At 56.9% G+C, this 18971-nt stretch carries 19 protein-coding genes and 1 pseudogene; 16 read left to right on the top strand and 4 right to left on the bottom strand.

Translation table 11 applies throughout. From position 1 onward, the window contains the following. The first annotated feature begins 4 nt into the window (after positions 1–4). Positions 5–397 carry an ectoine synthase gene (locus ACOERD_RS10520; RefSeq protein WP_419738998.1) on the top strand — a complete coding sequence of 131 codons (393 nt, stop codon included), beginning with the start codon at positions 5–7 and terminating at the stop codon, positions 395–397. 120 nt (positions 398–517) lie between these two features. Here ACOERD_RS10520 and ACOERD_RS10515 read toward each other — a convergent pair whose 3' ends face one another. Then, positions 518–952, bottom strand: a complete 435-nt coding sequence (locus ACOERD_RS10515; protein WP_419738997.1) for a hypothetical protein — start codon at positions 950–952, stop codon at positions 518–520. 99 nt (positions 953–1051) lie between these two features. Between ACOERD_RS10515 and istA the strand changes: the two genes are divergently transcribed. From istA to ACOERD_RS10500, 3 genes are all read left to right on the top strand, one after another. Beyond that, positions 1052–2560 carry an IS21 family transposase gene (gene istA / locus ACOERD_RS10510; protein WP_419737605.1) on the top strand — a complete coding sequence of 503 codons (1509 nt, stop codon included), beginning with the start codon at positions 1052–1054 and terminating at the stop codon, positions 2558–2560. After that, positions 2547–3278 (top strand): IS21-like element helper ATPase IstB, encoded by a 732-nt coding sequence (gene istB, locus ACOERD_RS10505; RefSeq protein WP_419737606.1) that lies wholly within the window; start codon positions 2547–2549, stop codon positions 3276–3278. The genes istA and istB overlap by 14 nt, the downstream gene beginning before the upstream one ends. Positions 3279–3742: 464 nt before the next feature. Beyond that, positions 3743–5227 (top strand): BCCT family transporter, encoded by a 1485-nt coding sequence (locus ACOERD_RS10500; RefSeq protein ID WP_419738996.1) that lies wholly within the window; start codon positions 3743–3745, stop codon positions 5225–5227. 558 nt (positions 5228–5785) lie between these two features. On the opposite strand, the gene ACOERD_RS10495 is transcribed toward ACOERD_RS10500, so the two are convergent. Genes ACOERD_RS10495 through ACOERD_RS10485 form a run of 3 tightly spaced genes read right to left on the bottom strand, consistent with a single transcriptional unit; the run spans position 5786 to position 7701 of the window. Then, a complete protein-coding gene (locus tag ACOERD_RS10495) occupies positions 5786–6112 on the bottom strand; it encodes a potassium channel family protein (RefSeq protein WP_419738995.1) in 327 nt (108 codons plus the stop codon). A gap of 31 nt (positions 6113–6143) precedes the next feature. Further along, positions 6144–7370 (bottom strand): HlyD family secretion protein, encoded by a 1227-nt coding sequence (locus ACOERD_RS10490; protein ID WP_419738994.1) that lies wholly within the window; start codon positions 7368–7370, stop codon positions 6144–6146. Further along, complete coding sequence (locus ACOERD_RS10485; RefSeq protein ID WP_419738993.1) at positions 7363–7701, bottom strand: hypothetical protein; 339 nt, start codon at positions 7699–7701, stop codon at positions 7363–7365. The genes ACOERD_RS10490 and ACOERD_RS10485 overlap by 8 nt, the downstream gene beginning before the upstream one ends. A gap of 606 nt (positions 7702–8307) precedes the next feature. Between ACOERD_RS10485 and ACOERD_RS10480 the strand changes: the two genes are divergently transcribed. From ACOERD_RS10480 to ACOERD_RS10425, 12 genes and pseudogenes are all read left to right on the top strand, one after another. Then, complete coding sequence (locus ACOERD_RS10480) at positions 8308–8994, top strand: haloacid dehalogenase type II (protein ID WP_419738992.1); 687 nt, start codon at positions 8308–8310, stop codon at positions 8992–8994. After that, positions 8994–9821 (top strand): alpha/beta fold hydrolase, encoded by an 828-nt coding sequence (locus ACOERD_RS10475; protein ID WP_419738991.1) that lies wholly within the window; start codon positions 8994–8996, stop codon positions 9819–9821. Before ACOERD_RS10480 ends, ACOERD_RS10475 begins: the two co-directional genes overlap by 1 nt. Beyond that, positions 9818–10792 (top strand): threonine ammonia-lyase, encoded by a 975-nt coding sequence (locus ACOERD_RS10470; protein ID WP_419738990.1) that lies wholly within the window; start codon positions 9818–9820, stop codon positions 10790–10792. The genes ACOERD_RS10475 and ACOERD_RS10470 overlap by 4 nt, the downstream gene beginning before the upstream one ends. A gap of 55 nt (positions 10793–10847) precedes the next feature. Continuing rightward, positions 10848–11636 (top strand): 3-oxoadipate enol-lactonase, encoded by a 789-nt coding sequence (pcaD, locus tag ACOERD_RS10465; RefSeq protein ID WP_419738989.1) that lies wholly within the window; start codon positions 10848–10850, stop codon positions 11634–11636. An 11-nt stretch (positions 11637–11647) separates the two neighbouring features. After that, positions 11648–12361, top strand: coding sequence for an alpha/beta fold hydrolase (locus ACOERD_RS10460; RefSeq protein WP_170555753.1), 714 nt, complete (start codon positions 11648–11650; stop codon positions 12359–12361). Positions 12362–12458: 97 nt separating this feature from the next. After that, entirely contained in the window at positions 12459–13562 is a 1104-nt protein-coding gene (locus ACOERD_RS10455) for a TCR/Tet family MFS transporter (RefSeq protein ID WP_419738988.1), read from the top strand. A gap of 113 nt (positions 13563–13675) precedes the next feature. After that, positions 13676–15418 (top strand): IS1634 family transposase, encoded by a 1743-nt coding sequence (locus ACOERD_RS10450; protein WP_419737624.1) that lies wholly within the window; start codon positions 13676–13678, stop codon positions 15416–15418. 80 nt (positions 15419–15498) lie between these two features. Next, positions 15499–15792 (top strand): hypothetical protein, encoded by a 294-nt coding sequence (locus ACOERD_RS10445; RefSeq protein ID WP_419738987.1) that lies wholly within the window; start codon positions 15499–15501, stop codon positions 15790–15792. Between the two features lie 81 nt (positions 15793–15873). Next, the gene (locus ACOERD_RS10440; RefSeq protein ID WP_419738986.1) at positions 15874–16965 is read left to right on the top strand and encodes a Zn-dependent alcohol dehydrogenase; all 1092 of its coding nucleotides are present in this window, start codon (positions 15874–15876) and stop codon (positions 16963–16965) included. Between the two features lie 4 nt (positions 16966–16969). Then, positions 16970–17338: a hypothetical protein gene (locus ACOERD_RS10435; protein ID WP_170659828.1), complete on the top strand. Its 369-nt coding sequence runs from the start codon at positions 16970–16972 to the stop codon at positions 17336–17338. A 1-nt stretch (position 17339) separates the two neighbouring features. Beyond that, entirely contained in the window at positions 17340–18572 is a 1233-nt protein-coding gene (locus ACOERD_RS10430) for a mandelate racemase/muconate lactonizing enzyme family protein (protein WP_419738985.1), read from the top strand. Between the two features lie 112 nt (positions 18573–18684). Then, positions 18685–18971: pseudogene (locus tag ACOERD_RS10425) on the top strand (ArsR/SmtB family transcription factor).

Raw genomic sequence — 18971 nt, 5'->3', positions numbered from 1 at the left:
TAAGATGATTGTTACGGAACTCAAAGATATCCTTGGCACAGATCGGGACGTTTCCGGGCCTGGTTGGAACAGCAGAAGACTGCTTCTCGCGTCGGATGGGATGGGGTTCTCGCTGACTGATACGATCATCAAAAAAGGCGCAGTACTGGAGCTGAAATATAGCCATCATCTGGAAGCGTGTTACTGCATCGAGGGCAAGGGGCAGATCAAAGCGTTTGAAGATGAAACCTGGCATTTCCTTGAACCATTTACCCTCTATGCCTTGGATCAACACGACCGACATTTGGTGCGTGCTACAGAGGCAGACCTTCGGCTTGTCTGCGTGTTCAACCCACCGCTCAGCGGGCGCGAAGTACACCGCGAAGACGGAAGTTATGCTCCAACTGTATCTGGATGAGCTCGGTGATATGATGCGCAAACCGGCCGTTGATGAAGAGCGCAGCATCTGGAAATTTGGGCTCGAAGCGGTCAATCGAAACACAGTGAGAATGAAAAATCAATGAGATCAGAACTGTCATCAAAATCGGTGAAGCTTCTTTGCGACCCGGTAGGTATTGGAGTATGCCGTGACGGACGCCTCAATGGGGTCGGCATAGCCACCGCCGATTGCCATTGAGACCGGGATGCCGCGGCCCTTGCAGGCGTACAGCACCGCCTGATCGCGTTGGATGAGGCCACTATGGGTCAGCGAAAGCCGCCCTAGCTTGTCTTCTGCCAGCGGATCAACGCCTGCCTGGTAAAGAATGAGGTCGGGGCGAAACTCGAACACAGCCGGCAAGTGGTCGGCCAAGGCGCGAAGGTAGTCCTCGTCGCCGGTACCATCCGGCAGGGCAACATCGAGATCCGCCGGAAACTTGTGGAACGGAAAATTCTTTTCGCCGTGCATCGAAAAGACGAAAACCGATGCATTGGCGGCGAAAATGGCGGCGCTACCGTGTAGAAAAGCGTGCAATTTTGACCCCCTAAGCGGGGAAATCGGCGTCCAAATTTGACCCCTCCCTATGGTTGTAGACATCCTTTTCATTGAGCAGTCGATGGAGAGGCAAGCGGGATGATTTGCGTGGAAACTATTAGAAAAGTGCGTCGCTTACACCTGATCGAAAAAAAGAGCATCAAGGAAATTTGCCGTTCGCTCAATTTGAGCCGTGCAACGGTTCGAAAGATAATCCGATCGGGAGTGACGGAGTTCAAATATGAGCGCAAATCGCAGCCATACCCGGTGCTCGGGCCTTGGCGCGCGCGTCTGGATGAAACGCTTGAGGAGAACGAGGCGCTTCCGAAGAAACACCGCAAGCGGATGACCAAAATCTGGAAGGAACTCTCCGATGATGGTTTTGGCGGCGGGTATGACAGTGTTCGACGCTACACAAAGAATTGGCGCATTGCGCACGGCCGACAACAGGCGCAGGCGTTCATCCCGCTGATCTTTGATCCTGGGGAGGCGTACCAGTTCGACTGGAGTGTGGAGACGGTTTTGATGGACGGTGCACTCACGACCGTGAAGGTTGCCCATTTCAAACTTTGCCATAGCCGCATGCCATTCTCCATTGCCTATCCGCGCGAGACGCAGGAGATGGTCTTTGATGCCCACGACGAGGCCTTCAAATTCTTTGGTGGAGGCTGCATCAACGGGATCTACGATAACATGACGACCGCCGTCGATGCGATCCTGTCGGGCAAGGAAAGAAAGTTCAACAAGGCATTCTCCCGGATGTGTTCTCATCATCTGGTGAACCCGATCGCCTGTACGCGCGCGGCCGGTTGGGAGAAGGGTCAGGTTGAGAATCTGGTCAAGGAGAGCCGCGCCTATAGTTTTACACCGCGTCTGGAGGTGGCCGACTTCGATGAATTGAATGCCCGGCTGCAAAAAGACGCGATCAAACGCGCAAAAGAACTGCGGCATCCGGAAAACCTGGAGGTGACGGTCTGGGAGGAGTTCCAGCAGGAAAAGCCGCTGCTGACGCATCTGCAGAAGCCCTTCGTCGGGTTCCGTGAAAAGACGGTCGCCGTGAGCCGAACCTGCCTGATCAACTTCGAAAGAAACAAATACAGCGTTGAGGCAAGAGCTGTTGGACGTCAGGTCCAGTTGCAGGTCTACGCCACGCGGATTGTCCTGCGCCAAGACGGTGAGATTGTCGGAGAGCACGAACGGTGCTTCGGCCGAGGAAAAACGATCTTCAACCCTTGGCACTATGTGCCCGTCCTCAAGCGCAAGCCTGGCGCTCTGCGCAATGGAGCACCGTTCCGTGACTGGGACCTACCACCGGCAATGACGCAGATCTGGACCCATCTGCGGGGCACATCCGACGGAGACCGGCAACTTGCCGATATTCTTTTCGCTGCTTACCAGCACGACATTGATGTGGTCGAGGCTGCCTGCGAAGAAGCTCTAAAATCTGGCCTGCGCAAGGCCGATGCGATCCTGAACATTGTCTCTCGGCGCACCAATCCCCCGCCGCCAAAGGCGATTGAGCCGCCTGCCCACCTGCAGCTGAAAATGGCACCGATCGCGGATTGCGCTCGCTATGACAGGCTTGGAGGCTCCCATGCAACTGCGTAAGGAAATTCTCGAACTTGCCCGTCAACTGAAGTTGCCAGGCATCGTCAACTGCTTTGACGAAGTGATGCAGGCCGCAGCCAAAAACAACTGGCGGCCCCAACAGGTCGTGGCCGAACTCCTCACGGCCGAACTGGCCGAAAAGACTGCGCGCTCGATCCGGTATCAGATGGGTGCCGCAAAGTTCCCGGTCTGCAAGTCCTTACCTGAGTTCGACTTCACGGTCAGCCCCGTCAACGAGGAAGTCGTGCGCAATCTTCATGACGGCGATTTTATGGACCAGGCCAGGAATGGCGTGCTGGTCGGTGGAACCGGATCGGGCAAAACGCATCTCGCAACAGCGATCGGGGGCCACGCGGTCAATAACCGCCGGCGGGTCAGGTTCTTCAGCGCTGTGGATCTCGCGAACAAGCTGGAGGCTGAACATCGCGAAGGCAACGCCGGGCGGCTCAGCGAGCAGCTGATCCGCGTCGACCTCGTGATTATAGACGAACTCGGTTATCTGCCGTTCGCAGAGTCTGGTGGACGATTACTCTTCCATCTCATCAGCAAACTGTACGAGCGAACGTCTATTCTGCTAACAACCAACCTCGCATTTGCTGAATGGCCGAGTGTGTTCACAGATGCCAAAATGACCACTGCTCTCCTGGATCGACTGACACACCATTGCGATATCATCGAAACCGGGAACGAAAGCTGGCGAATTAACCACCGCGACTAACCTCGAAATCGGGGAATAAATTCAAAACAGACAGCAGGTCAAACCTTCAGTCGAGCTACGCTCTCTTTTCGGTTTGACCTGCTGTCCACCCCCTCCTGAATCAACCTAAACACGACCCCCTCAACGCCCCTCTTAGCTCCAAGGGGGGTCAAATTTGGACGCCGATGGGGGGTCATTATTCAATGCCGATTGACAGGCATGGAGGAATAGTCGAAATCAACCAAGTCGATAGAGGAGCAAGCATTACGCTTAAGCTCCCCATAGCCCTGTAAGCTGTTTCTAGTTCTGCTCGGAACCCAAAAACAGGCATCTCGTGGAATTGGCTGGTCTATACGAATCGAACGACTGTAAGGCGGGATAAAACGGCTATCTGTTCCAATCCGGAAAGAAAAGTTTCCAGCTATTAGAGCTGGATAATCGCTGATACGATTGAGCGAAGCCATTCTTCTTCGATTGGGTAGTTTATGAAAGTTAATGCGCTTTTGATTTCGGCTCTCTTCGTCAGCAGCTGTATTGCCTTATGGGGTGTTGTCGACCCGCACGGCTTGGGTTCTGTCTCCTCAAGAATTGTCACAATCCAGTTCGAAAGCCGAGGCTGGTTCATTATGCTGGAAGCCAGCGCACTTTTGTTACTGGCAATTTATCTCGCAGTTTCCAAGTACGGCTCTATCCGAATTGGACCGGAAGGTTCAGAGCCCGAGTTTTCGACTACAGCTTGGATTGCAATGCTTTTCGCGGCTGGTATGGGAGTGGGCCTGCTGTTTTTTGGCGTATCAGAGCCACTTACTCACTTTTCGGTAATACGCGATTTTTCTTCCGATCCAGAAGCCGCAAGGCTCGCCATGTTCGTAACCTATTTGAACTGGGGGTTCCACGCCTGGGCCATCTACGGAGTCGTTGCACTGATAGTTGCCTATTTTGCGTTTCGACGTGAGCGCTCGTTGCTGCTCAGCGCTCCGTTGCTGGACGTTTACGGAGAGAAAGCATGGACCCGCGGGTTGGCATGGTTGTTCGATTTCTTATCGGTCGTCGCCATAGCCGTTGGCCTAGCGGGTTCGTTGGCAATGGGTGTGTTTCAAATTCAAACAGGACTGGCAGGAGTTCTTGGAATTCCAAATTCTCCTTATCTGACAGCAACTATTTTTGCCGCCATGTGCGTTGCTTTCCTTATTCCTCTGAGACGTGATCTAGGAGAAGGAATGTCAAAACTGTCAAATTTGGCCATGGCGATTGCGATCGGTCTTTTGGTTTTTTTGCTTGTTGCCGGTCCCACGTCTTTTATGATGAATTCGATCGTCTCGGGTTTTGGACGTTATGTTTACAACGTCATACCTGCCGGTTTTTCTACAACAGAATTTTTTGATCAGAGCATTTCCACCTGGTTTCAGGACTGGACGCTCAATTACATGATCTGGTGGCTTGCATGGTCTCCATTTGTAGGCATTTTCATTGCACGCATTTCGCGGGGGCGCACAATACGCGAGTTTCTGGCTGGGGTAATAATTGCGCCCACTCTATTTTCGATTTTCTGGTTTGGAGTGCTCGGCGGTGTAGGTTTTTTTGATGTTTTGGATGGAAGTGGTCATCTTCTTGAGGTCAACGAAATGAGCCTTGATGCGACGACATTCGCGCTCCTGCAACAATTTCCATTGAAGTTTATCACGCAGATCGCAACGATCACTGCCGCTTTCCTCTTTGTTGTTACGAGCGTCGTGAGCGCAGGCTTCACACTTGCAATGATTGGAACAGGCGGAGACGAAAACCCCTCGCCGAGCGTTCGAACCATTTGGGGGATGGTGCTCGGCGCTCTAGGACTGGCCATGATCCTTGTAAACGATGTTTCACTCGTCAGATCTATTATCGCACTCTCGGCCATTGCGTTTGTTTTCATCGTACCAATTCTTGTGGTCTGTCTCCTCAAGTCGCTTTCAAAAGAGGTCGCCAAATGACAGGTTCGATCGTCGATACGGTTTTGAACATATCTGTTTTTTTATACATTGGTTTTTTGATCTGGCTCGCGCTTCATCGCGATTAAAAATTTTTATTTGAAGCGACTCCGTTGAAACCAATGCTCTTGGACACTGACCGTTTCGGGCTCAGGAGGGTCATTCGCTTCATATCGCGTCAATGTCCGCTGTGCTGCCCGAATTTACCTAGAAACTTTGGCGAACTTTACCGAGCCAGTATCTATCGTATTCGATAGCGAGAGTTCTCCCAATGGGTAGATCATCATAAGTTTAACGGTTTAGTTTGGTATTGTTGTCTCACTAACACTGCTCAAGCGACATAACGGGCACGCGCAAAAGACTAAACTTCTTCATACGGCTAAGGCAATACACTGCCTACGTGCACAGGTTTACAACGGAGCGAATTCATCTGCTAGTCAGGATAAGCGATACTATCGCGTTTAGACCGCTCCAAGCTCTGTACCGTGACACATCCTGAGTACACAACAAAGCATAAACTGGTAGACCCACAGCACAGCTGCAAACGAGTGAGAGAGACAACTAGAACTCGGCAACCATCGCAGCCTCGACTGCATGTACACCTATACCTACGACAATGCCTGCAAAGATAAGCCCAACAAATGCGTTAATAACCGCCAAAGCCCGGCTCGCGGGTTTCTCCGGCTTAATGTCTCCGTAGCCAACCGTAGTTGCGTTTATGAAAGCATGGTAAAGGCTCACCTCGGTCGACCAGCCTTCGATACGACCAATTGATACCCCCAGCATGCACACCAAAACCAACAAGAATACAAGTATCGGTGACAGGTAGATCAGGTCCCAAAGGAAAACCGATAGAAACGTGCAAATGTAGCTGGCGTCGCAACCCATAGCGAAACTCTACCTCTCTGCCGGTCGGGGCCTAGTTGAATACCAATGTCTTAACAGGAAGCAGAATGGCCTGCGCACGCAAGACAATTGCATTTGCTATACCCATGCCATCCACAATCCTTGCGATGAAGGCAGACAGGCCCGTGATCTCACCAGCGTCGATCTCCTTTGCTCGGCTCGTATACGCAACGCCCACGCACGCACTACCTGGCGGGATGCTATCGAGATGCTGAGGAAAAATAGGTGCTAGAAACGCAGTAACTGTACCGGGTCGCGCTCGATCCTGCTGATCCAGAAGCGCATCACCCGGTCGGAACTGTCCCGCAGCAATCGCCCCCTGCACGTCATCCACAACCATCGGGACTATGGTCAACGGTTTAGACGCGCAGGTAATTTCCACCAGCATACCCGGCTTTAGTACGCTGGCAGAAATCTGACCAAAAGCCGCGATAAAACGCCCCTGTCCGGTAACCTCAGGCACCAAAATCCCGGCAGGGCGTAGTATTGGATTAACGATATCACCCGGCTTGAGGAGAAATTGCGTTACCGTCCCATCCACCTCGGCAAAAACGGTGGATTTTGATATCTCGTTCTCAGCCTCTCTCAAAACCGCACGCGCAGTTTCAAGCTGTGCAGGGAGAAGGGTGGTTTGGCGCAATTTGGCACCGTCTAACGAGGCAATAGCGGCTGCGCGCTGACTTTCTGCGCCGGTCACTGCGGTTTGCAAACGTTCCAGTTCCTGCTCACTAACAACGGTGTTGTTTCGTTCCGCAAGCTCCAGACGTCGCTCCAAATCGCTCGTCGCCTGAGAAAGGTCAGCTTCTGCCGCATCAACCCGAGCGGTGGCGCTCGCGACTTCCGTAGCGGTCAGGCCCAAAGCCGCCTCAATCTCTTGGATACGCCGCTGCGCCGTTTCCGCTGCCGCCTCCTGCCGCGTGGTGTCCAGTCGGAAAATCGCCTCGCCAGCCATAACGTCCTCATTATTGGCAACGTAGACTTCCGCGACCCGCCCTACGCGATCCGACAGAATGGTAACTGTGCGAAATGCAGCTGAGACATTCCGCGTTGAAGGGTGGAAATAGAAGATCACCGTGATCAGCGTCACAGCCAATATTGCACAGGCGGTCAATCCCCATCGCAACTCATACCAGACATTGAACAGGGTAATTTCCTGGCCCCACCGCTTGCCCTGCTTGTAGCGGCGATAGAGGTAGTCCGGAACGATTGTGATCAGTGCAGAGAATACCAACTCAAGCATCGTCGCTCTCCGAGATGTCTACGTCGGTCTTGAGCGGAAAGATTTCATGCAAGGGCACTGCAGCGATCAAAATAGCCGCGATCCAGAAAGCGTTGTTCAGGGTGAAGAGAGAGATCAACCCAAGCACACCAACCAACTGCATTTGCACTTTGTGAGCACCTGCTGCCATGCGGTCTGGAATGGCCTGTACAGTGAAGTAGAGCGCGCCAAAACCCAGCAGCACTATGACTAGAACCAACCCAACAACGATCAAAAAACCGTCTGTCTGCCCCGGAGGTGTTACCCAAAATGGGAGCCTTGCCATTGCCTCATCAGAAATAGAACTGTTCACCTGCCTCACCCCGCCTTCAAGTGATCACATTCAAATATAACTTATTGAAATCAAAAAGACCAATCTCGCTGCAGATAGCGAAGTGGCTTTATTACGGCTTAGTACGGCGTGAGTAAGGTAGTTGCCGAGCAGATCCGCACACAACTGTTCAACATCGTTCGCAACACTTCAAAAACGGAAGAAGCAGTAGGTCTGAACAGTAGACCAAGCAGGGCAGCAAAGAGGTTTGTATGCTTTGATGTGCACAGCTTTGCGGAAGAGGTTGTGCATATTGGAGTGTGACACTGACGTGAGACACACTGCAAACCAACACGCTACAGTAGCTTTTACTATCATTGCATTAGTCGTTCGGCGGCGTTTCCCCTAGGATCCACCAATTCTCAGATCACTATTGGTTTCTTTATGCTCTCTTGAGCAGGGATGAGCATGTCTCGCTAGCATTGACACCGACAGAAAAAAGCCTGGCCTCTCGCCTCGGTAAAAGTGCAAAACCGCTAACGGCACTACGCCTAACTAGCCCGTGTCTGACAAAATGTTGTCAGACGTTGGCTCTTTCCTGCATCGCCCTCTTGTGCCACCTTGCGCCAGAAAAAGGGGAGAGAGCTGATGGCAATCACGACCTGCGTATTTGACGCTTATGGGACATTGTTCGATGTGGCCGCTGCGGCACGCCAGGCAGCGGCTGAGCCCGGCTTTGAGGCGCTCCGCGATACATGGCCGGATCTGGCCAATCACTGGCGGCTGAAGCAATTGCAATACACATGGCAGCGCGCTGTTGCGGACGCTCATTGCGATTTCTGGGATGTCACGCAAGACGGACTGGACTGGGCGCTCGAGGCAACGGGGCTGCAGGGGGACACCAAGCTGCGTCAGCGGCTGCTGGATTTGTATTGGGAGCTGCGCGCCTATCCCGAGGTGCCCGAGATGTTGCAGGCCCTGAAACAGGGTGGGTTGCAAACGGCGATTCTGTCGAACGGGTCGCCTCCCATGTTGGATGGCGCGGTGCAATCGGCCGGTATTGGCGATGTGCTGGACGATGTGCTGTCGGTCGAAAGCGTCGGTATCTTCAAACCCCACGCCAAGGTCTATGATTTGGTGCAAGACAGGTTCGGATGTGCCCGCGATGAGGTTCTGTTCGTCAGCTCCAACGGTTGGGACGCCGCAGGGGCCAGCGGTTACGGCTTTGTCACCGCATGGGTCAATCGTGCGGGCGAACCGATGGATCGACTGCCGTGGAAACCAGCGCATGTTCTGTCAGACCTGACCTCAATCCCCGAACTGGCCGGGCTATAATGGCGGAATTCAAAACGTCTGACGGGCTTCGGCTGTACTATGAGGATAGTCGCACAGGCACTCCTCTTCTGTGTCTTGCAGGGTTGACGCGCAACGGACGCGATTTCTCGCTTCTTGCTCCGTATATAGCCGATGCCCGCCTTATCACATTGGATGCGCGGGGGCGTGGGCAGTCGGATCATGATCCGAACCACGCGAATTACAACGTCCTGCGCGAAACTCAGGATGTTGTCGAACTGCTGGACCATCTGGCCTTTGACCGAGTGGCGGTTTTGGGCACGTCGCGCGGCGGGATGGTTGCTATGACGCTCGCGACGCTGCAGCCCAACCGGCTGGCAGGCGTGATCCTCAATGACGTGGGTCCGGTGATCGAGCCCTCAGGTATCTCTCGGATCATGGACTACCTGGGCGTAGCACCCACCTCAAAGACCTATGATGAGGCCGCCGCCGTCCTGAAGGCGGTGATGGAGCCTCATTTCCCCGGCGTCCCGTTGGAAATTTGGCGCATACAGGCCGAGAACCAGTATCAGGAGACGACCGAGGGGCTGGCTTTGCGCTATGACCCAGCCCTGCGCACGGCCCTGATGGAACAAGCCGCAGCAGGCGCTGTGCCGGACCTATGGCCCTTCTTCGAGGCGCTGCAAGGCATTCCAACGGGCGTTCTGCGCGGCGCAAATTCGGACATCCTCAGCCAAGAAACACTGAAACAGATGCAGTCCCGCCATCCGGGCCTGATCACGGCTGAAATCCCGGATCGCGGCCATGTGCCCTTTCTGGACGAGCCGCAATCCCTCACCGTTATTCGCATGATTCTGGACCAAACATGAGTACACTAGAGCTGATTGAAGCCGCCGCCCATCGGCTGCAAGGGCATGTCCGCGAGACGCCCCTTTTGACCTCACCCTTTCTGGACGAAATCGCCGGGCGGCGGGTGTGGGTCAAACCCGAATGCCTGCAGCACACCGGCAGCTTCAAATTCCGCGGCGCATGGTCGGCCATCTCGGCGCTGAGCGAGGCGGAAAGGCAGCGCGGCGTGATCGCCTATTCCTCGGGCAATCATGCGCAGGGGGTGGCCTTGGCGGCGGCGAAGCACGGAACCTCCTCGGTCATCATAATGCCTTCGGACGCGCCGCAGCTGAAGATCGACAACACGCGTGCCTTGGGCGGTGAAGTTGTTCTGTACGACCGAGCCAAGGAAAGCCGCGAAGAGATTGGCAATAAACTGGCCTCAGAACGCGGCCTGACCCTGATCCGCCCCTACGACGAACCTCAAGTCATCGCGGGGCAAGGCACCGCCGGGCTTGAGATCGCGCGACAAGCCAAAGCCGCGGGCGTGAGCAATGCCGACGTTCTGGTCTGTTGCGGCGGCGGAGGTCTAACCTCGGGCATCGCGCTTGCGCTTGAGGCCCACGCCCCTAGCCTGCGTGCCCGCCCGTGTGAACCAGACGGGTTCGACGACGTCAAGCGCTCGCTGGAGGCGGGGCAGATCCAAAGCAACCCTGCAACTGCCGACAATATCTGCGACGCGATCCTTACACCGCAACCGGGTGACATTACCTTTCCGATCCTCAACCGCCTCTGCGGCCCAGGTCTATCCGTGACCGAGGACGAGGCGCTCCACGCCACTGCGCTGGCCTTTTTGCGCCTCAAGATCGTGCTGGAGCCGGGCGGTGCGGTGTCGCTGGCCTCGGCCCTGTTCCGAAAGGATCAGATCGAAGGGGATGACGTGATCGTTGTCGCCTCGGGCGGAAATGTTGATCCCGGCGTCTTTGCGCGTGCGTTGGAATTCCTGACCTGACACCCATATCGGGTTTGTGCAATCTGCACGCACAGGCCGAGCAAGGAACCAAAGCATGACGATCGCTGATCTGGGTGGCGTTCAGCTAAACTACCGGATTGATGGCGCACTAAACGGTGCGCCCATCGTGTTTGCAAACTCGCTGGGCACCAATCTGCACCTGTGGGACGATGTGCTACCACACTTGCCCGACGGGCTGCGGATCATTCGCTATGACAAGCGGGGGCACGGACAATCCTCGGTCCCGCCTGCGCCCTATGCCATGGGCGCGCTGGTCCGCGATGCCGAGGCGCTGCTGGATCACCTCGAAATCCGGGATTGCGTCTTCGTCGGCTTGTCGATTGGTGGTATGATAGGCCAAGGGCTGGCGGTGAAACGGATGGATCAGGTCCGCGCGCTGGTACTGTCGAACACCGCCGCCAAGATCGGGATGCCGAAAATCTGGCAGGACCGGATGGAGGCCGTCCGCACCGGTGGGATCGAGGCGCTGGCCGATACGACGATGGAGCGGTGGTTCTCGCGTGATTTCCGGGCCGCCAACCAGCACCTCGCATGGCGCGAGATGATGGTCAGTCAGCCGACCGAAGGGTATCTGGGCTGTTGTGCCGCCATTGCGGGCACCGATTTTTATACGCCGACCAGCGGCCTGCGCCTGCCCACACTTGGGATCGCAGGCAATGAAGACGGCTCGACACCGCCTGATCTGGTACGCGAAACGGTGGACCTGATCCCCGGCTCGCGGTTCGAATTGATGCGCCGGGTGGGCCACCTGCCCTGCGTCGAAAAACCCGCTGAATACGCTGCCCTGTTGCGGCAATTCCTGACCGAGATCGGTCACATCTGAAGGAGCGTCCCTTGGCCGAATTTCTATTGGTCCATGGATCCTGTCACGGCGCCTGGTGCTGGCGGGACCTGATACCCGAGCTTGAAGCGTTCGGCCACATCGCTCGTGCCATCGACATGCCCAGCCACGGCTCGGACCCGACGCCGATCTGCGATGTCACGCTAGAGAGCTGCCGAGACGCCGTGCTCGCGGCCTCAACACCAGACGCGATCCTTGTCGGGCATTCTTGGGGCGGCTACCCGATCAGCGCCGCAGCCGAGGCCGACCCGCACGCCATGCGCGCGCTGATCTATCTTTGCGCCTATGTCCCGCAGGGCGGATTGTCTCTGGTCGACATGCGAAGACGTGGTCCGGTGCAAACCATTGGCGATGCGGTCGACAAATCCACCGATGGGCTATCTTATACCGTGCATCCCGACCGCGTTCAGGACCTGTTCTATCATGATTGCACGCCCGAGATCCTGCCCTATGCATTCGCCCGGCTCTGCCCGCAGGCCATCAAGCCGCAAGACACACCGCTTTCAATAGGGGATCACTTTGACCAGGTCCCAAAGGCCTATATCCGCACCACCGAAGACCACACTATCCCTCCGGCCTATCAGAAAGATATGAGCGAGCGAATTCCAGCACATCTTCGGCGGGATATCGACAGCTCACACTCTCCGTTCTTCTCGCACCCGCGGCAACTTGCCCAAATACTGGATGAGCTGTCGGATAAACTTTAGCCGCCTGACGAGACGTCATCCGGGTTGGTGTCTTTGCGCCCTTCCCACATCCTGCTGGCCCCTCTAGGGTAAGCGCCGGGTCATATAGCCGGGTTTCATGCGCCTTCCATTTGTCTTTGTTCTTCTGACCGTCATGATTGACGCGATGGGTATCGGTCTAGTGATGCCGATCATGCCGCAACTGATCGTCGAGGTGCAGGGCGGAACGCTTGCCGACGCAGCACTTTGGGGAGGCGTCCTCAGCACGGCCTTTGCCGCCATGCAATTCGTGTTCGGTCCTATTCTGGGCAACCTGTCAGACGCCTATGGCCGCAGGCGGGTCTTGCTGGTCTCGTTGTTTGTGATGGCTTTGGACTATGTGGTCATGGCCATTGCAGGCAGCATCTGGTTGCTTTTGCTCGGTCGTATTGTAGGAGGGATCACAGCCGCAACCCACGCGACCGCGGCTGCCTTCATGGCAGATGTCTCGAAACCCGAAGACAAAGCAGCCAATTTTGGCCTGCTCGGCGCGGCTTTTGGCATGGGATTTGTTCTGGGTCCCGTAATGGGCGGCCTGCTTGCCGAATACGGAACGCGCGCGCCTTTCTGGGCGGCCGCAGCACTGTCCGCTCTCTCGTTCGGCCTCGGGCTGATGGTCATGCCCGAAACGGTCACAGACAAAACCCGCCGCGCCTTCAATTTGCGACGCGCCAACCCTGTCAACGCGCTCAAGGCCATCGCCGCCCTTCCCGGAGTTCGCCCCCTGTTGTGGGTCTATTTCCTCTATTCGGTGTCAATCTACGTCTACCCCGCGATCTGGTCCTATTTCACGACCGAGCGTTTCGGGTGGTCGCCGCAGATGATCGGGCTGTCTCTCGGCATCTATGGCATCGGCATGGCCGCCGTTCAGGGCGGTTTGATCAGACCCGCGACCCGTCATCTTGGGGAGCGCATGACCATTATCTGCGGCATGGGTTTTGAGGTCATCAGCTTCGCTTTGCTAGCCTTCCTGACCAATGGCACTATCGCCCTGATGCTGATCCCGATCACCGCCTTGGGCGCGGTGATCACGCCCGCGCTGCAGGCATTGACCTCGCGCGCGACGCCAGACTCGCAACAGGGTGAACTTCAGGGCGTCCTGACGTCTCTGCACGCCTTGTCCATGGTGATCTCACCCCTGTTGATGACCAGCGTGTTTCCTGACTTCCGACCTTTTTGTTGATCTGACTGGGTTTTTGGTTTGTTTTCAGGTGTGGTTGCTCAGAGGCGCGTTGTAGTGCCCCATTATTATAAAAAGTATTGACATGGGCCTTCAGATGGCTAACCTCTTCGCCCATGTTCATCCGCACCAAACATGACGCAAAGCTCAACCGCACACGGATCCAGATCGTTGAATCCGTCCGCACCGGCTCCAAGGTACGCCAGAAGATCCTGCGCCATGTGGGTGTGGCCCATAACGACAGCGAGATTGAGGATATCAAGCGTCTGGCGGGCCGCTTGATGGAGCAATTACGCATTGATCGCTCGCCGCAAATGGAACTGTTCACGCCCACGGAATATGCCGATCTGCAGGCGCTGGTGCGCCGCGCTCCGCGGCCGGACAAGCTTGGCGTTGATCTTGCCGAGTGCCGTGAGGAGGCGCGGGTCTCTCTGGGTCTGCGGGATGTCATGGGGACGATGTATGACCAACTGGGTTGGGGGGCCCTTCTGGGGGCGGCGCGTAAAAGTGCCAATCGCATTGTGAAAGAGCTGGTTATGGCGCGGATCGCACAGCCCGAGAGCAAGCGCGCGACCGTGGAGGCGTTGGAGAACCAGGCAGGCATCACGCTCAATCTGGACGTGGTCTATCGGAGCATGGATTACATCAATACGCCGGTGATAGACGGGATTTGCAAAACCTCTCACGCGGCGGCAGAGAAGTTGCTGGGCGGGCCAGTGACCGTGCTGTTCTACGATTGCACGACCCTGGCCTTTGACACCGAGCGCGAGGACCCGGCCGAGGATGCGGACGGGGTCGAGCAGGATCATCTTCTGGCCAAGGGCTTCAGCAAGGATGGCAAGCATCACCGCGCTCAGGTCATGCTGGCGCTGATCGTCACCTCCGATGGGCTGCCTGTGGGCTATGAACTCTTCCCGGGAAACACCTGGGAAGGTCATACGCTGGAAGCTGCGCTGAAGGCGTTGGAGGGACGCTTCGACGTGGCCAGGGTCACGTTCGTGGCCGATGCCGCCATGCTCAGCAAGGACAACCAGCAGATGTTGCAGAACAAGGGTCTGCCCTACATCCTCGGCTATCGCATGAAGTCCGCCCCGGCCGCCGTGAAGGCGAACATTTTGAGCCCGGAGGGACGCCAGCCTTGGGCTGGACACGGTTCTGAAGAGGCAACCGAGAAGGGCTGGTACAAGGTGATCGACCAGGAGGGAGCGCGGGTCATTGTGACCTGGTCACCCACCCGGGCACGCAATGATGCCCACAAGCGCGACAAGGCAATCGAAAAGCTGCACAAGAAGCTCAAGCGCTCTCGCAAACCCGGCAGCTTCAGCAGCCGGGGATATGGCCGCTTCCTGGCCTTCCCCGACAGCGGGGACGTCACGCTGGATGATGCAAAGATCAAGGCAGCGGCACAATGGGACGGGCTGCATGCCATTGTTGTTCATGGTGCGGACGAACTGGAGGCACAGGACGTCATTGCCCGCTATCACCAGTTGTGGGAGATCGAAGCCTGCTTCCGCACCAACAAGCACGATCTGAAAATCCGGCCCATCTATCACTGGTCGCCGCGTCGGGTCCGGGCCCATATCGCCATCTGCTACATGGCCTTCTGCTGCCTGCAGCACCTGCGCAAGCATCTGGACCTGCTCGGACACCCGATGAGCCCGGCTCGTATCCGCAACGAGTTGAACGCATTGCAGCTCTCGATCCTGCGCCACAAAGGCACCCCTGACCGCTACGGCATGCCAAGCCATGCCACGGTCGATGCCAGACGCATCCTCACCTGCGTCGGCCTGACCTGGAACGAAGCCCCTTTCAAGATACCCCCCGGGCGCACCCGAAAAACTGGCCAGACCAAAGCCTGAGCTCCCTCAACACTCCGAAACAATCGCTGGCGAAAAAAGTCCGTGTAGTGCCTTTTGGCAACCAAGGCATAATAATATCAATGACTTATACGAAAAAATGTCGGAAGTCAGGGGGCGCGGTGATCACGCCCGCGCTGCAGGCATTGACCTCGCGCGCGACGCCAGACTCGCAACAGGGTGAACTTCAGGGCGTCCTGACGTCTCTGCACGCCTTGTCCATGGTGATCTCACCCCTGTTGATGACCAGCGTGTTTGCGTGGTTCATCCGGCCTGAAACATCGCTCTACCTGCCCGGAGCGCCATTCCTCCTAGCACTGGTTCTTATGGCCGCGGGGTTCTTGCTGTTTCTGCGCGCCCGACCTGCCGTGGCGTAATACCGACATACCCGTGACGGTTTCCGTCTTGCGAGATGCCAATTCCCGCGCCACCGTAAACCAAACGAAGCGAGGGACGATATGCAAACCATCAAAGCCGCCGTATGCCGGGCGTTCGGGGAACCTCTGACGATAGAAGAGGTCCAATTGGCCGCCCCTGGCACCGGCGAAGTCGAGGTTACACTGGACGCGGTGGCCATCTGCCATTCGGACATCTCATATGCCGATGGTGCATGGGGCGGGTTCCTGCCCGCTGTCTATGGGCATGAGGCCGCCGGAGTTGTCAGCGCAGTGGGCGAGGCCGCGGGGGATTTCAAACTGGGCGACCCAGTGGTCGTGACACTGATCCGGGCGTGCGGCTCCTGCCCTTCATGTGCGGGAGGCAAACCTACGATCTGCAAAACCCCCTATGACACTGTCAAAGGTCCTTTGCGTACGAGCGACGGGGGACCTTTGGAACAGGCGATGGCCTGCGGGGCCTTCGCCGAGAAAGTCGTCGTCAGCCACCGACAGATCGTTCGGATTCCCGAAACGCTGCCCAAAGACCTCGCAAGCCTGCTCTCCTGCGGAGTGATCACCGGGGTCGGCGCGGCAGTCAACGCCGCGGGTTTGCGCCCCGGGCAAGACGTGGTGGTGATCGGCGCAGGCGGCGTGGGCCTTAACGCCATCCAAGGCGCTCGGATTGCCGGCGCGCGCCGCATCGTTGCGGTTGATATGACCGAAGAAAAGCTTGAGATCGCGAAGGAGTTCGGTGCCACCCACGGCGTCCTCGCCAGCTTGAAAGAACCATGGAAAGCAGCTTGCAAAGCCCTGGGCGGCCGTGGCGCGGATGCAGTATTGATCACCGTCGGCGCGATCCCTGCCTATGATCAGGCCCCACGGTATCTGGGTCTGGGCGGCAAAGCCGTTATGATCGGTATGCCACATTCCGGGGACGAAGCGAGCTATGAGCCGGTGATCCTCGCCGCGCTTGGTCAGGGTCTGGTGGGGTCAAAGATGGGCGACGTGGTTATCCAGCGAGACATCCCCTGGATGATCGACCTCTATGAGCAAGGACGACTGAAGCTGGATGAACTGGTCTCGGGCCGCTGGTCTCTGGATCAGATCAATGAGGCGATTGCCGATACCAAGACCGGATCCGCCAAGCGCAACGTGATCCTGTTCGACAGGTAGGCCGATGCTGCGTTTCCTGACCGATCTCTTCAAACCCGAGGCGGCGAAACCTGCGCCTTCCACTTCGGAAACGTCGATGAATTTCGATTTGGCTGAGGTACCGCCTTTCCTGACAGGCCTCGCCAACAATCCCCGGTTTGGGCTGCCCGAAGCTCTGGTCACCCAGATCGCGGAGAACCTGTCGGATTTGCCCGTGGACCAAAGCAGCCGCTGGCAGATCGAGGGCAGTTTCGACGGCAAACCAGCGCTGATCGAAATTCAGGCTTTCATGGACGACGTCGACGCCCCGGACATGGCGTTCTTTGGCAGCGCCGAGGTGGTGGCCGAGATTGATCGCGAACTCATTGCCTTTGACCAAGCACGAGAGGGCTAAGATGAAACTGCAAGACCTCGATATCATCGTCACGGCCCCGCCAGCCCCAGGATGGGGCGGTCGCTATTGGATTTTGGTCAAGCTGACTACGGATACCGGCATCACCGGCTGGGGCGAGTGCTACGCCTCCTCGGTTGGACCAGACGCTATGAGCCACATAATCCGCGACGTGTTTGACCGCCACATGCAGGGCGAGAATCCGGAAAACATCGAGTTGATGTTCCGCCGCGCCTATTCCTCGGGCTTCACGCAGCGCCCGGACCTGACTGTGATGGGAGCGTTTTCGGGGCTTGAGATCGCGTGTTGGGACGTTCTGGGCAAGGACCGCGACCGCCCGGTCTATGCGCTGTTGGGCGGCAAGATGAATGACCGCATTCGCGCCTATACCTACCTCTACCCCCTGCCCCAGCATAACCTGACCGACTTCTGGACATCGCCCGAACAGGCGGCTGAGGCTGCGACAGATGCGGTCCGTCGGGGCTATACCGCCGTCAAGTTCGACCCCGCCGGTCCCTATACGATCCGGGGCGGGCACATGCCTGCGATGTCCGATATCTCTCTGTCCGCCGCGTTTTGCAAAGCGATCCGCGAGGCGGTGGGCGACAAGGCCGATTTGCTGTTTGGGACCCATGGCCAGTTCAACACCGCAGGCGCTATCCGCTTGGGTCAGGCGTTGGAACCATACTCTCCGCTTTGGTTCGAAGAACCCACTCCTCCCGACAATATCGAGGACATGGCCCGCGTCGCCCGCAACGTCAGCATACCTGTCGCGACCGGAGAGCGCATGACCACCAAAGCCGAATTTGGCGCGGTTCTGCGCGCAGGCGCGGCCGAGATCTTGCAACCGGCGCTGGGGCGTGCAGGCGGCATCTGGGAAATGAAGAAAGTCGCTGCGATGGCCGAAGTGTTCAACGCGCAAATGGCCCCGCATCTTTATGCCGGGCCGGTGGAGTGGGCTGCGAATATCCATCTGGCGGCCTCTATCCCGAACCTGTTGCTACTGGAAACCATTGAAACGCCATTCCATGACCAGTTGATCAAGGGCTCTATCCGGGTTGAGGAGGGGTTCGTGACCCCTCCAACTACCGCCGGACTTGGGATTGAAGTGGACGAAGATTTGGCTCGCGCGCATCCTTACAAAGGCGACGGACTTCACCTTCAGATGCAGGAAGAACCGTGCGATTATGCCAATGGTAACGCCTTTCAGGGTGGGGCACCCGCATCCGAGGGGTGACATTATAACGTTTCTTAGGGCATAGTGTCAGAAGATTTAGTTGAAGAACGGTGGACGGGTGACACTGAAAGACAGCCCCATGCAAGCCCCGGCATCGGACGGATTGGCGGAAATGAAAGACAACGCAGCCCGCGCCGCCGCGTTTCTGAAAACGCTCGCGCATGAGGGCCGCCTGATATCCTGTGCCACCTCGAAGACGGCGAGAAATCGGTAGGAGAACTTGAGGCGCTTTTGCAGATCCGGCAAGCCGCCGTCAGCCAGATGCTGGCCCGTCTGCGCGAGGATGGTTTGGTCTCGACCCGGCGCGCCGGAAAAACGGTGTTTTATTCGCTTGAGGATGGCAACACGAAAGAAGTGATCGAGTTGCTCTATCAACTGTTCTGCAAGCCGAAAGACTGA

It is taken from the genome of Ruegeria sp. (assembly GCF_965199275.1).
In the GTDB taxonomy this organism is placed as follows: Bacteria; Pseudomonadota; Alphaproteobacteria; order Rhodobacterales; family Rhodobacteraceae; genus Ruegeria.
This window is presented reverse-complemented; position numbering and strand designations above follow the sequence as displayed.

Excerpts from the sequence above, each read along its gene's own strand:
- ACOERD_RS10520 (WP_419738998.1), top strand. The coding sequence starts at position 5 with ATGATTGTTACGGAACTCAAAGATATCCTTGGCACAGATCGGGACGTT.
- istA (WP_419737605.1), top strand. The coding sequence starts at position 1,052 with ATGATTTGCGTGGAAACTATTAGAAAAGTGCGTCGCTTACACCTGATC.
- istB (WP_419737606.1), top strand. The coding sequence starts at position 2,547 with ATGCAACTGCGTAAGGAAATTCTCGAACTTGCCCGTCAACTGAAGTTG.
- ACOERD_RS10500 (WP_419738996.1), top strand. The coding sequence starts at position 3,743 with ATGAAAGTTAATGCGCTTTTGATTTCGGCTCTCTTCGTCAGCAGCTGT.
- ACOERD_RS10495 (WP_419738995.1), bottom strand. The coding sequence starts at position 6,112 with ATGGGTTGCGACGCCAGCTACATTTGCACGTTTCTATCGGTTTTCCTT.
- ACOERD_RS10490 (WP_419738994.1), bottom strand. The coding sequence starts at position 7,370 with ATGCTTGAGTTGGTATTCTCTGCACTGATCACAATCGTTCCGGACTAC.
- ACOERD_RS10480 (WP_419738992.1), top strand. The coding sequence starts at position 8,308 with ATGGCAATCACGACCTGCGTATTTGACGCTTATGGGACATTGTTCGAT.
- ACOERD_RS10475 (WP_419738991.1), top strand. The coding sequence starts at position 8,994 with ATGGCGGAATTCAAAACGTCTGACGGGCTTCGGCTGTACTATGAGGAT.
- ACOERD_RS10470 (WP_419738990.1), top strand. The coding sequence starts at position 9,818 with ATGAGTACACTAGAGCTGATTGAAGCCGCCGCCCATCGGCTGCAAGGG.
- pcaD (WP_419738989.1), top strand. The coding sequence starts at position 10,848 with ATGACGATCGCTGATCTGGGTGGCGTTCAGCTAAACTACCGGATTGAT.
- ACOERD_RS10455 (WP_419738988.1), top strand. The coding sequence starts at position 12,459 with ATGCGCCTTCCATTTGTCTTTGTTCTTCTGACCGTCATGATTGACGCG.
- ACOERD_RS10450 (WP_419737624.1), top strand. The coding sequence starts at position 13,676 with ATGTTCATCCGCACCAAACATGACGCAAAGCTCAACCGCACACGGATC.
- ACOERD_RS10445 (WP_419738987.1), top strand. The coding sequence starts at position 15,499 with ATGACTTATACGAAAAAATGTCGGAAGTCAGGGGGCGCGGTGATCACG.
- ACOERD_RS10440 (WP_419738986.1), top strand. The coding sequence starts at position 15,874 with ATGCAAACCATCAAAGCCGCCGTATGCCGGGCGTTCGGGGAACCTCTG.
- ACOERD_RS10435 (WP_170659828.1), top strand. The coding sequence starts at position 16,970 with ATGCTGCGTTTCCTGACCGATCTCTTCAAACCCGAGGCGGCGAAACCT.
- ACOERD_RS10430 (WP_419738985.1), top strand. The coding sequence starts at position 17,340 with ATGAAACTGCAAGACCTCGATATCATCGTCACGGCCCCGCCAGCCCCA.